Below are 11,723 nucleotides of genomic sequence, written 5' to 3'. Positions count from 1 at the left end.
TGCGGCATGCAATGCATGCCGCAGCACCACCTACCCAGACAAAGACGTCGCCATGAACAAAGTCATCATTACCTGTGCCATCACCGGGTCGATCCACACCCCGTCCATGTCGCCCTATCTGCCGCTCACGCCTGATGAGATCGCCGCGAGCGCGATCGGCGCCGCGCAGGCCGGCGCCGCCATCGTGCATCTCCACGCGCGCGACTCCGGGGATGGACGCCCTTCGCAGGACCCGGCGCTGTTTCGCCGGTTCGTGCCCGCCATCAAGGGGGCGTGCGACGTGGTGATCAACCTGACCACGGGCGGCGCGCCCACCATGAGCGTGGAGGAGCGCCTGCAGCCCGCGCTGCAGCTAAGCCCCGAAGTGGCATCGCTGAACATGGGCACGATGAACTTCGGCCTTTATGAACTGCTGGACCGCTTTAAAGACCTCAAGCACGATTGGGAGCGCCCCTACCTGGAGCGCAGCTACGACGGCATCTTCAGGAATACGTTCAAGGACATCGCCTATATCCTGCAGTCCTGCAGCGCAAACCAGACCCGCTTCGAGATCGAGTGCTATGACATCGGCCACTTGTACACGGCAGCCCATTTCCTGGATCGCGCGCTCTTGACGCCACCGCTGCTGATTCAGTCGGTGCTCGGGCTGCGCGGCGGCATCGGCGCGCATGTGGAAGACCTCATGCATATGCGCCGCACGGCGGACCGGCTGTTCGGCAAGGACTATGTCTGGTCGGTGCTGGGGGCAGGGCGCAGCCAGATGCCGGCGGCGGCGATCAGCGCATCGGTCGGCGGCCATGTGCGCGTTGGCCTTGAGGATTCGCTATGGGATGGCCCGGGAAAGCTCGCCAACAGCAATGCCGCGCAGGTGCTGCGGGTGCGCAGCATCATCGAAGCCTTGTCGCTTGAGGTTGCCACGCCGGAAGAGGCGCGGAATTTGCTGAAGCTGAAGGGGCGTGACAACGTTGGGTTTTGAAGAGGGGAGGCGTCACGCACCGCTAAAGGTTCAGAAAAAGTTGTCGATACATTACTTGAGCCTGCGTTGCTGATACAGGGGAAATGGCGCGGCGTGCCGCGCCTTTGCCATCTTCCTCATTGCGGCCAGGCTTGGATCTTTTCTTTCCAACTGACGCTGGCTGGGCGTGGATCAAGCCGGGGTTCTGGGCGATCACGACCAACCAGAAATCGGAAGTCGAGCTTCAGGGCAATGTGGGTGGCATCAAGGACAAGCAGGTGCTGAAGACCGAGGTGTCCGAGTCCAAGCAGATGGTGACCGGGGACGACTGGCGCGAGATCGTGGAGAAAGGGCTCAAGGCGCTGACGGACCAGACCAAGCAGTTGCTGGCGCGCTAAGCCGCGCTTGTTGATGGCTCTTGTTGTGACCAGGCCCCCGACATAACGAGGCGGCCCCGGATTCTGGTTTGTGATTAATCCGGCGCATGGATATAATTCGTCGTCAATGCCCCGGATCCGGGGCATTCGTTTTTTTTATATCCGCTTGATATCCATACCCGGGAGTGTTCCATGTTTCTGATCTGGCAAGGTTTAGGTTTTCTCGTTGTCATCTTGCCCCTTGCCGTCCTGCTTGTCATGAGCCTGCTAGGCGCGCTGGTGAATCTCTCCAACATCGCGACCATCGTGCTATCGCTGATCCTGTCGGCCGCGGCAGTCTTCTATCTTGGCAAACGCCTCAATTCGCGTCCGGGCCGCATCCTGGTCGATCCCAACACGCAGGAATCCGTGGAACTGCGCAAGCGCCATACGCTGTTCTGGATTCCCATGCAGTATTGGGCGTTCCCGATCCTTCTGATCGCGATCATTGCCTCATTTGCGCTGTTCACCGCCGGGGCATAACGCGGGCGAGAGGCCGGCCGGAGCAGGCCAGCGGGAGCGGGCGTAAAATACCGGTCCTGCATCCCGAATGCTCCGGCAAGTTGCGGGACAAGCCTGGTAAAAGGCAGCCCTACTACGAGAAGAGACATCAAGTTGAACAATCCGGCCAGCGCTGCGCATGATCGCGAGCTCACCTCCGTGGCTGACGCCGCGACTCTGGCGCGGCGCGCGCGCAGGGGCATCTTCCTGCTGACCTTCGCGTTCGCGCTGAGCCAGTTCTATCGCAGCTGCCTGGCGGTGATGGCGCCGGAGCTCCAGCACGACTTCGGCCTGTCGGCGGCGGGCTTCGGCACCTTGTCTTCCTCCTTCTTCCTGGCATTCGCGGTTGCGCAGATTCCCGTGGGGATCGCGTTCGACCGGTATGGCGTGGGCAAGCCGACGTCGTTGCTGCTGGCCATTGGCGCGGTGTCCGCCGTGATGTTCTCGCTGGCGCCGAACGGTACCGTCGCCATGCTGGCGCAGGCCGGGCTGGGGCTGGCTTGCGCGCCGGTCTTCATGGGGCTGCTGCATTTTGCTTCCGAGCAACTTTCCGAGAAAAACTACACGCGGGTCGTCAGCCAGTCCAATGCCACCGGCATGATCGGCGCGCTGTGCGCCACGGCGCCGCTCGGATGGGCCATGCATCTGCTCGGCTGGCGCGTGGCGATGTCCGCCGCGGCGTTGTGCATGGTGGTGGCCTGCTACGGTGTCTGGCGCTTCGTGCGGGATGATGGCCATGCCCAGGCGCGTGGTGTGCCGCTGGGCGCCATGCTCTCGCAAAGCGCGAAGCTGCTGGCCATCGTCCCCTTGTGGACCCTGATCCCGATGTGCGTGGCCATGGCGGCAGGCACGGCGTTCCGCAACGCATGGAGCGGCCCTTACCTGGCCAGCGTGTACGGCTTGGATTCCGGCTCGCGGGGCATCGCGCTGACGCTGCTGAGCGTGAGCGGGTTCCTGACGGCGTTCTTCCTGCCCGTGCTGGTCCGGCGCAGCTCGCTCAAGACCACCATCGCGGGATGGTCCTGCTTTGCGATGTCGGGCGCCATCCTGCTGAGCCTCTGGCCCACGCATGGCATCGTCTCCGGCGTGGGGCTGATGGCCTTGCTGTCGACCATCGGCATGCTGCACCCGCTGGTCATGGCGCAGGGGCGCGGCCTGGTGCCGCCGTCTTCGCGCGGGCGCGGGCTTGGGGTGCTCAACACCTTTGTGTTCCTGGGCTCGGCGCTGACGTCGTGGGGATTCGGCATGATCGCCAGCATGGGCGATGCCCGGCACTGGCCGGTGGCGAAGACCTATTCGACGATCTTCCTCACGGCTGCCGTGGTTGTGGCGCTTGCCGTGGCGCCGTATTTCTTCAGCCCATCCAGCCCGTCCGTGATCAAGCGCTAAGCCAGCGCTAAGCCCCGCGGCCTCGGTTCGTCACTCGACCTTGGCGATCATCTCCAGCATGCTGTCAGCAATATCCTGGCCAAGCAGCCGCGAGACCATCCAGCCCGCCAGATCCTGCGTCGCCAGGCATCCACCTGCCGTGGCGATCTGGCCGTGCACCACGAGCGGACGATGCTCGGTCTTCACGCCCATGGCCTCGAGCTCTTCGAACACGCCCGGGTAGGTGGTCGCGCTCAGGCCATCGAGCAGCCCCAGGCGGGCGAGAAACAGTACACCCGAGTCGATCGCGCCAATCACCTGCCTGGCCGGATCCAGCTTGAGCTGCCCCATGAAGCCTTGATCGTTGAGCTTGGCCCGCGACCCGGGGCCGCTGACAATGAACACAGCATCGGCCTTGGCAAGCTCGCTCAAGCCGCCATGCGGCGTGATGGTGATGCCGGTGTTGGAGGTCACCTGCGGCGTGTCTGCGCAGATCCGCACCGACCAAGGCTTGGCGTAGCCGACATAGGCTGGGTCCTGGACCCGGTTGAACAGGTCCCAGGGCAGGAACAGATCGACGTCGGTGAAGCCATCGTAAGCCAGCATGGCAATGTTCATCGGGTTCTCCTATTGGATCAATGAAGGGAATGTCCGCTTCGGAGACGGGATTCTCACCGCGCTCGCGACTTGGCTGTATAGTCAATCAATCAATTTTCATAGCTATACAGATAGCAGATAGAGATGGCGGACAGCCCTCCGAACTACCAGGTGATCGCCAACCGGCTGCGCGCGGCCATCCGCCGTGGCGACCTGGCACCCGGCGCCAAAATGCCGTCGGTGCGCCGGCTGGCCGAGATCGAGCAGGTTAGCGCGCCAACGGCGGAACACGCGCTGCGGGTGCTGGAGGCGAGCGGCCTTGTGGTGGCCAGGCCAAGGTCAGGTTTCTACGTTTGCGCGGACATGCCCGCCGAGCCGCTGGCCCCGCAACCTGGTGCCACGGCCCGGCCGGTGACGCTGACCGCCAATGTACATGCGCTATTCGCCCAGGTGCGCGCGCCCGGCCCGGTTGCGCTGGGGGCCGCATCGCCGTGCGCGGCATGGCTGCCGGACAAGGCGCTGGCGCGCAGCATGCTGGGCGCGGCCCGCAGGCTCGGGGCGTCTGGCCTGGCCTACAGCGTGCCACCGGGCCGCCTCGACCTGCGCAGCCAGATCGCGCGCCGCGCGGCGCGCTGGGGCCTGCACATCTCGCCCGATCAACTGGTGCTCACACAAGGGCAGAGCCAGGCCATGCGGCTTGCCCTGCAGGTGACCTGCAAAGCGGGCGATGTGGTCGCGGTCGAGTCGCCTTGCTACTTCGGGACGTTGATGCTGCTGCGCAGCCTCGGGCTGCGCGCCATCGAGGTGCCCACCCATCCCCGTACCGGGATGGACCTGGCGGCGCTGGCGCAGATCCTGCAGCGGCATCGGGTTAGCGCCGTGGTGTCGGTGCCCACCGCCAACAACCCGCTGGGCTTCACGATGTCCATCGCCGACAAGCGCACGCTGGTGCAACTGCTTGACGATGCCGGGGTGCCGCTGATCGAGGATGACGTGTACGGCGATCTCTCGGCCGGCAAGCCGCGGGCGCCGGCCTGCAAGGCGTTCGACGAGTCCGGCAATGTGCTGTATTGCACGTCGGTGTCGAAGACGTTGGCGCCGGGATGGCGCATCGGCTGGATCGCGCCGGGCCACCGCTTCGAGGCGGTGCTGGAGGCGCGGGTCGAGGCGAGCCTGGCCGGATCGCCGCTGTTCGAGGCGGCGCTGGCCGACATGTTCTCGAGCGGCGACTACGACCGGCATCTGCGGCGCTACGGCCAGCGGATCAAGGACTCGGTGCGCACGTTCTCATCCCGCATCGCGGCCGCCTGGCCAGCGGGGACGAAGCTGCGCGCGCCCGACGATGGTTTCTTGCTGTGGGTGGAACTGCCTGCCCATGTCAACGCGCTAGCGCTGTGCGAGGCGGCGGCGAGCGAGGGCATCAGCATCGGTCCGGGTGCCATGTTCTGCCCTGACGGCAGCCGGTACGCGCATCATGTCCGGATCAATTGCGCCCAGCCGGCCACGCCAAAGCTGCTCGCCGCGCTCGACCGCATCGGCGCGCTCGCGGCGGTGCAAGCTTGATCGTGCGCTGGCTGTGACTGCCCCGCGGCCTCGGCAATCCAGCAGTCAGAGGACCTGGCTCAAGGCTCCAGCGGCATGGCGCTGGTGCACTTGATCTCGTCCAGGCAAACGCTGGATTTCACGCCGCTCACGCCCGGGATGCGCATCAGGGTGTCGAGCAGGAAGTCCGACAGCGACTTCAGATCGCGCGCCACCACCTTGAGCACATAGTCGATATCGCCGGTCACGGAGAAGCACTCCTGGATTTGCGCCAGCTCGGCGACCAACCCCTTGAAGTTCGACAGGTCCCGGATATGGCCGCGCTCCATCGTGACATGGATAAAGGCCACCACGCCGAAGCCCAGGCTGGCGGAGTCCAACCGGGCCTCGTAGCGCTTGATGACGCCAAGCTCTTCCAGGCGCCGGTGGCGGCGCAGCGTCTGGGCTGGCGACAGGCGGATGGCCTCGGCCAGTTCCAGGTTGGACGCGCGCCCATTTTCCTGCAACGCCCCCAGCAGGCGCCGGTCGATGCGGTCTAGCTCATCTTTGTGCACTTTTGTTTCCTACCTGCCGTGAATCATGAAATTTTATCTCATGATCTAGGGTTTGCCTGCGTGGATTACGAAATCCTATTTTGCGGCCCGGAATATACACTGAACTCCAGATTAGCAGTGCGGACGGGTAAATGAGAGCCTGTTCCGCACGTGCCTGGCACTGCGCATCGATGCGCTGGCGCGCAGGAGCCGCAATATTATTTCTCTCGTCCCCCAACTTTTCGTTGAGCACACCATGGCCGATCTGTTTGAAAACCCGATGCAGTTGATGGGCTTCGAATTCGTGGAATTCGCCTCGCCTACTCCCAACCTACTGGAACCGATCTTCGAGCAGATGGGCTTCACGCTGGTGGCGCGCCATCGTTCCAAGGACGTGGTGCTGTACCGCCAGGGCGACATCAATTTCATCGTCAACCGCGAGCCGCACAGCCCGGCTGCCTACTTTGCCGCCGAGCACGGCCCCAGCGCCTGTGGCATGGCGTTCCGCGTGAAGGATTCGCACAAGGCCTATGCCCGCGCGCTGGAACTCGGCGCGCAGCCGGTGGAAATCGCCACCGGCCCGATGGAGCTGCGCCTGCCGGCGATCAAGGGCATCGGCGGCGCGCCGCTGTACCTGATCGACCGCTTTGAAGAAGGCAAGTCCATCTACGATATCGACTTCGAGTTCATCGAAGGCGTGGACCGTCATCCGGTGGGCCATGGCCTGCGCCTGATCGACCACCTGACGCACAACGTCTACCGTGGCCGCATGGCTTACTGGGCTAATTTCTACGAAAAGCTCTTCAACTTCCGCGAAATCCGCTACTTCGATATCCAGGGCGAATACACCGGCCTGACCTCGAAGGCCATGACCGCGCCGGATGGCAAGATCCGCATCCCGCTGAACGAAGAATCGTCCAAGGGCAGCGGCCAGATCGAGGAATTCCTGATGGCCTTCAATGGCGAAGGCATCCAGCACATCGCCTTCCTGACGGACAACCTGATCGAAGTCATCGACAGCCTGCAGATGGCCGGCGTGCCCCTGATGACGGCACCCAACGACTACTACTACGACGGCCTGGAAGCGCGCCTGCCCGGCCACGGCCAGCCTGTGGATCAACTTAAGGCGCGCGGCATCCTGGTCGACGGCACCACCGAAGGCGGCAAGCCCCGCCTGCTGCTGCAGATTTTCTCCAAGGCCTCGCTCGGCCCGGTGTTTTTCGAGTTCATCCAGCGCAAGGGCGACGAAGGCTTTGGCGAAGGCAACTTCAAGGCGCTGTTCGAATCGCTGGAACGCGACCAGATCGAGCGCGGCACGCTCAAGGTCTGAGGCCCACAAGGCAAGCCGGCACGCCCGGCACTGACCGCATCAACACCGCCGGCGCAGCAGCATGACTGCGCGCCGGTGGTGCCTGGCCGAAGCCCAAGCGCCCGCGACACGCGAGAGGCGCAGGCCGACATTCCAAAAGAGTGGGTAGAGAGACAAAGATGGTTCCCAACGCTTCCGACAATACAGACGCGACGCTCAAGCGTGGCTTGAAAAACCGGCACATCCAGCTGATTGCGCTAGGTGGCGCGATTGGCACCGGGCTGTTCCTGGGCATTGCCCAGACCATCAAGATGGCGGGGCCCTCGGTCCTGCTCGGCTACGCGGTGGCCGGCATCATCGCTTTCTTCATCATGCGCCAGCTCGGCGAAATGGTGGTCGACGAACCCGTGGCAGGCTCCTTCAGCCATTTCGCCAACAAATACTGCGGCAGCTTCGCGGGCTTCATGTCGGGCTGGAACTACTGGGTGCTGTATATCCTGGTCAGCATGGCGGAGCTCTCGGCGGTGGGCATCTATGTCCAGTACTGGTGGCCGCACGTGCCCACCTGGGTTTCCGCGCTGGCGTTCTTCCTCCTGATCAACGCCATCAACCTGACCAGCGTCAAGTCCTTCGGCGAAATGGAGTTCTGGTTCTCCATCGTCAAGGTGCTGGCCATCGTCGGCATGATCGTGTTCGGCGGCTACCTGCTGGCGTCCGGCACGGCCGGCCCGCAGGCCAGCGTGTCCAACCTGTGGCAGCACGGCGGCTTTTTCCCGAACGGGATCTCCGGCCTGGTCATGGCCATGGCGGTGATCATGTTCTCGTTCGGCGGGCTGGAGCTGGTGGGCATTACCGCGGCAGAAGCGGATGAGCCGGAAAAGACCATTCCCAAAGCCACCAACCAGGTGATCTATCGCATCCTGATCTTCTACGTTGGCGCTCTCGGCGTGTTGCTCTCGCTGTACCCGTGGGAGAAGGTCGTCACCGGCGGCAGCCCGTTCGTGCTGATCTTCCACGCGATGAACAGCGAGATCGTTGCCACGGTGCTGAACGCCGTGGTGCTGACCGCCGCGCTGTCGGTCTACAACAGCGGTGTGTATTGCAACAGCCGCATGCTGTACGGCCTGGCCAAGCAGGGCAATGCGCCCAAGGCGCTGCTGAAGGTCAACAAGCGCGGGATCCCCCTGGCCGCGCTGGGTGTTTCCGCGCTGGCCACCGCGGCTTGCGTGGTGATCAACTACTTCATGCCCGGCGAGGCCTTTGAGCTGCTGATGGGGCTGGTGGTCTCGGCACTGATCATCAACTGGGCGATGATCAGCATCATTCACCTCAAGTTCCGCCGCGACAAGCGCGCAGCCGGCCAGGAAACGCGTTTCAAGAGCCTGGGCTATCCGCTGACGAATTATGTGTGCCTGGCCTTCCTGGCGGGTATCCTCTACGTGATGTACCTCACGCCCGGCTTGCGCGTCTCGGTGTATCTGATCCCGGCATGGCTGGCCGTACTGGGCCTGAGCTACCGCCTCAGGCAAAAGCAAAAGCGCGCCGAACCGGCCCTGCCCGAACGCGTATCGGCATAATGATGACCCTGGCGGCCACTGGCCGCCGGCTCCGACCCATCCCAGCACTCCAGCCAGAGTATCCAATGTTCGAACACATCGATGCCTATCCGGGCGACCCGATCCTCTCCCTCAACGAGAGCTTTCAACTCGATCCCAGGACCGATAAGGTCAACCTGAGCATCGGCATCTACTTCGATGACGAAGGCCGGCTGCCGGTGATGCAGGCCGTGGCGAAAGCCGAAGCCGAGCTGATGGCCGACATGGGCCCGCGGCCTTACCTGCCCATGGCCGGGTTTGCGGCCTACCGCGACGCCGTGCAGGCGCTGGTCTTCGGCGAGCCGTGCCAGGCGCGCGCCGAGGGGCGCATCGCGACGGTGCAGACGCTGGGCGGTTCCGGCGCGCTGCGCGTGGGCGCGGATTTCCTCAAGCGTTATTTCCCTGACGCCCAGGTCTGGATCAGCGATCCGAGCTGGGAGAACCATCGCGTGATCTTCGAGCGCACGGGCTTCACCGTCAACACGTACCCGTACTACGACGACGCCACCGGCGGCCTGAAGTTCGACGCCATGCTGGACGCGCTGCGCCTGATCCCCAAGCGCAGCATCGTGCTGCTGCACGCCTGCTGCCACAACCCCACCGGCGTGGACCTGAACCACGACCAATGGCGCCAGCTCATCACGCTGCTCAAGCAGCATGAGCTGCTGCCTTTCGTCGATATGGCCTACCAGGGCTTTGGCGCCGGCCTGGACGACGACGCCTTCGCGGTACGCGAGCTGGTGGCCCAGGGCGTGCCGTGCCTGGTGGCGAATTCGTTCTCGAAGAACTTCTCGCTGTACGGCGAGCGTTGCGGCGGGCTGAGCGTGGTTTGCGACAGCGCCGAAGAAGCCGGCCGGGTGCTCGGCCAGCTGACGGGCGCGGTGCGCGCCAACTACAGCAACCCGCCCACGCATGGCGCCCGGGTGGTGGCCCGGGTGTTGACCACGCCGGCGCTGCGTACGATCTGGGAGCGCGAGCTGGCGGGCAAGTGCGAGCGCATCGCCAAGATGCGCGCGGCCATCCACAAGGGCCTGGCCGCCCACGTGAGTGGCGAGGCGCTGTCGCGCTACCTCACGCAGCGTGGCATGTTCACCTACACCGGGCTGACGGCCGATCAGGTGGACCGCCTGCGCACGGAGCACGGCGTGTACCTGCTGCGTTCGGGACGCATGTGCGTGGCCGGGTTGAACGAGCGCAACGTGACCCAGGTGGCACAAGCGATTGCCAGCGTGCTAGTGCCCGCGGCCTGACGGGCGGCTGAACTACGTCCCGCGCGGCAGTTAGTCTTCCCGCCCGCGCGGGGCAGTGAACTCGCTGTTTGCTTCAAATCAGTTCAAACCAGCACGTGACGTGTTTCAACGAAGAAGCGTTGAATCTGGCGATCTATGTCCGGATCGACCATCTCCTCGGGCCGGTTCCCATTCGGGCAGGCCAGCCGCGGCGTCGTGCCGAACAAGCGGCAGATCAACGGGCGCTCGGCATAGACCTGGCAACCCTGGCTGCCAAGATGAGGGCAACTGAGGTCTGTCAGCGCGGCTTCGTGCTCGGCATCGCTTTTGACGGGAAGCCTCGACATCTCGTGCGTCGAGGTCATCACCGGCCCACAGCAGTCGTGGCAGCCCGGGGTGCACGCGAATGCGGGAATCCGTGAGCGGAAGAACCTGATTTTTTGACTGATCATTTGGCGTCCCTCTTCATTGGCCTGCCTGCGTACCTATGATTGGCCTGGTGGCCGCTTGCGTACGCCCAGGCACCGGGTGCGGAACATTCACGGCTCGCTGCGATAGCCATTCAGGCCGTGTCCTTCAGCCCGCGAGCTTTTGCCAGAATATGCGATCCGACGCGAGCCGTTTGCCTTGTTTCAGGCGACGCGCGGCCGATCGCAGATTCAGCGGGTGCGTGGTTTCCAGGGCGCGAGCCCGCGTCAGCAGCTCGTCCTGGGAGGGAAGCGCCCGCGCCCCCTTCCACGCGAACAGCGTGTAGTTGCAACTGTCCTCGGACAGGGCAATGGAAAATGACTCGCCGAACACCGAACGGATCTCTTCCAGGTAGAACGGGATATCAGCATCGCTGTCGAGGAAGTTGGCCACCAATACCCCGTCGTCGGCGAGCCGCGCATGGCACGCTGCGTAGAAGGCGGCGTTCCCCAGTTGTGTCGGCATGCCATGGGCGAGAAAGCCATCCACCAGGATGACCTCCGGCCGCGCGTCCTGACTCTTGACGTACTCGGCGCCATCCGCGCAGACCACTTCGAGCCGCTCGTCGTCGGGCGGAATGTGAAACGTATCGCGCAAGGCGATCACTGCCGGATCGATTTCAATGGCAACAACCTTTGCCTGCGGAAGATGCCGATAGCAATACTTGAGCAATGATCCCCCGCCCAGGCCAATCATCGAGATCCTGGTGGGTGCCGGCTGCAGCAGCAGAAATGCCATCATCGTCCGTGTGTAGCCGAGCACAAGCTTGTCGGGGTCATGCCGCGACATGATGCTTTGGGTCGCCAGCGCATCGAAATGCAGTGAAAGTGCAAGCGGGGTTTCCAGCACAGTCGGGGTGCCGTCGTCAGGGGCTTCGGAGAGGAACTTCAAATAGGCTTCAAAGGATGTACGGCTGGGATCCATCTGCGGGCTCGATCAGGCTTGTTATTCGATTTGTCACTCAGTCAACAGCGCGGCGATGACGTCTCAATTGTCCCGTCGACCACATCGCCCTCAAACGAAAAGCGGCCCCTAGGCAACTTGCAGGCGCCAGGCCATCGGATTTCCGCCTCAGGCCGAAAAAGCGTCGTCGGATTGGTCCTGAGGGGCATAAAAGATATTTAAAGATCGCATTGCGTGGTTCTGGCATGCCCTCAAAGCCTTCTGGCGAAGGCCGTTGCCAGGCCGCACTTGGTCGATCAGTTGTATA

General features: G+C 63.7%; 12 protein-coding genes. 8 read left to right on the top strand and 4 right to left on the bottom strand.

The features are described 5' to 3' along the window. The first annotated feature begins 52 nt into the window (after positions 1 to 52). The 4 genes from kce (at position 53) to AC1RQC_RS28835 (ending at position 3,261) form a co-directional block, all read left to right on the top strand. Positions 53 to 976 carry a 3,5-dioxohexanoate:acetyl-CoA acetone transferase gene (gene kce / locus AC1RQC_RS28850; protein WP_492375909.1) on the top strand — a complete coding sequence of 308 codons (924 nt, stop codon included), beginning with the start codon at positions 53 to 55 and terminating at the stop codon, positions 974 to 976. A 131-nt stretch (positions 977 to 1,107) separates the two neighbouring features. After that, positions 1,108 to 1,353, top strand: coding sequence for a hypothetical protein (locus AC1RQC_RS28845; protein WP_492375910.1), 246 nt, complete (start codon positions 1,108 to 1,110; stop codon positions 1,351 to 1,353). Positions 1,354 to 1,524: 171 nt separating this feature from the next. Then, on the top strand, positions 1,525 to 1,854 hold the full coding sequence (locus tag AC1RQC_RS28840; protein WP_492375911.1) for a hypothetical protein: 330 nt from the start codon (positions 1,525 to 1,527) through the stop codon (positions 1,852 to 1,854). Positions 1,855 to 2,031: 177 nt separating this feature from the next. Further along, the gene (locus tag AC1RQC_RS28835; RefSeq protein WP_492885378.1) at positions 2,032 to 3,261 is read left to right on the top strand and encodes an MFS transporter; all 1,230 of its coding nucleotides are present in this window, start codon (positions 2,032 to 2,034) and stop codon (positions 3,259 to 3,261) included. Between the two features lie 30 nt (positions 3,262 to 3,291). On the opposite strand, the gene AC1RQC_RS28830 is transcribed toward AC1RQC_RS28835, so the two are convergent. Further along, on the bottom strand, positions 3,292 to 3,858 hold the full coding sequence (locus tag AC1RQC_RS28830; protein ID WP_492830800.1) for a DJ-1/PfpI family protein: 567 nt from the start codon (positions 3,856 to 3,858) through the stop codon (positions 3,292 to 3,294). 123 nt (positions 3,859 to 3,981) lie between these two features. On the opposite strand from AC1RQC_RS28830, the gene AC1RQC_RS28825 reads away from it, so the two are divergent. After that, positions 3,982 to 5,400 carry an aminotransferase-like domain-containing protein gene (locus tag AC1RQC_RS28825; protein ID WP_492885347.1) on the top strand — a complete coding sequence of 473 codons (1,419 nt, stop codon included), beginning with the start codon at positions 3,982 to 3,984 and terminating at the stop codon, positions 5,398 to 5,400. A 59-nt stretch (positions 5,401 to 5,459) separates the two neighbouring features. On the opposite strand, the gene AC1RQC_RS28820 is transcribed toward AC1RQC_RS28825, so the two are convergent. Continuing rightward, entirely contained in the window at positions 5,460 to 5,933 is a 474-nt protein-coding gene (locus AC1RQC_RS28820) for an Lrp/AsnC family transcriptional regulator (RefSeq protein WP_174426711.1), read from the bottom strand. A gap of 235 nt (positions 5,934 to 6,168) precedes the next feature. Between AC1RQC_RS28820 and hppD the strand changes: the two genes are divergently transcribed. The 3 genes from hppD (at position 6,169) to AC1RQC_RS28805 (ending at position 10,066) form a co-directional block, all read left to right on the top strand. After that, positions 6,169 to 7,242, top strand: a complete 1,074-nt coding sequence (gene hppD / locus AC1RQC_RS28815) for a 4-hydroxyphenylpyruvate dioxygenase (RefSeq protein WP_174426710.1) — start codon at positions 6,169 to 6,171, stop codon at positions 7,240 to 7,242. A 158-nt stretch (positions 7,243 to 7,400) separates the two neighbouring features. Continuing rightward, entirely contained in the window at positions 7,401 to 8,798 is a 1,398-nt protein-coding gene (locus AC1RQC_RS28810) for an amino acid permease (protein WP_492885345.1), read from the top strand. A 65-nt stretch (positions 8,799 to 8,863) separates the two neighbouring features. Beyond that, the gene (locus tag AC1RQC_RS28805) at positions 8,864 to 10,066 is read left to right on the top strand and encodes an amino acid aminotransferase (protein ID WP_492375915.1); all 1,203 of its coding nucleotides are present in this window, start codon (positions 8,864 to 8,866) and stop codon (positions 10,064 to 10,066) included. 83 nt (positions 10,067 to 10,149) lie between these two features. On the opposite strand, the gene AC1RQC_RS28800 is transcribed toward AC1RQC_RS28805, so the two are convergent. Next, positions 10,150 to 10,497 carry a YkgJ family cysteine cluster protein gene (locus tag AC1RQC_RS28800; protein WP_492375916.1) on the bottom strand — a complete coding sequence of 116 codons (348 nt, stop codon included), beginning with the start codon at positions 10,495 to 10,497 and terminating at the stop codon, positions 10,150 to 10,152. Positions 10,498 to 10,621: 124 nt separating this feature from the next. Beyond that, positions 10,622 to 11,437 carry a fused MFS/spermidine synthase gene (locus AC1RQC_RS28795; protein WP_492375917.1) on the bottom strand — a complete coding sequence of 272 codons (816 nt, stop codon included), beginning with the start codon at positions 11,435 to 11,437 and terminating at the stop codon, positions 10,622 to 10,624. Between the last annotated feature and the right edge of the window lie 286 nt (positions 11,438 to 11,723).

The sequence above is a fragment of the Cupriavidus sp. GW822-FHT03E04 genome (genome assembly GCF_058801495.1).
This window is presented reverse-complemented; position numbering and strand designations above follow the sequence as displayed.

Bases quoted from the DNA above. Each gene is read 5' to 3' on its own strand.
- kce (WP_492375909.1), top strand. From the start codon at position 53: ATGAACAAAGTCATCATTACCTGTGCCATCACCGGGTCGATCCACACC.
- AC1RQC_RS28840 (WP_492375911.1), top strand. From the start codon at position 1,525: ATGTTTCTGATCTGGCAAGGTTTAGGTTTTCTCGTTGTCATCTTGCCC.
- AC1RQC_RS28830 (WP_492830800.1), bottom strand. From the start codon at position 3,858: ATGAACATTGCCATGCTGGCTTACGATGGCTTCACCGACGTCGATCTG.
- AC1RQC_RS28825 (WP_492885347.1), top strand. From the start codon at position 3,982: ATGGCGGACAGCCCTCCGAACTACCAGGTGATCGCCAACCGGCTGCGC.
- hppD (WP_174426710.1), top strand. From the start codon at position 6,169: ATGGCCGATCTGTTTGAAAACCCGATGCAGTTGATGGGCTTCGAATTC.
- AC1RQC_RS28810 (WP_492885345.1), top strand. From the start codon at position 7,401: ATGGTTCCCAACGCTTCCGACAATACAGACGCGACGCTCAAGCGTGGC.
- AC1RQC_RS28805 (WP_492375915.1), top strand. From the start codon at position 8,864: ATGTTCGAACACATCGATGCCTATCCGGGCGACCCGATCCTCTCCCTC.
- AC1RQC_RS28800 (WP_492375916.1), bottom strand. From the start codon at position 10,497: ATGATCAGTCAAAAAATCAGGTTCTTCCGCTCACGGATTCCCGCATTC.
- AC1RQC_RS28795 (WP_492375917.1), bottom strand. From the start codon at position 11,437: ATGGATCCCAGCCGTACATCCTTTGAAGCCTATTTGAAGTTCCTCTCC.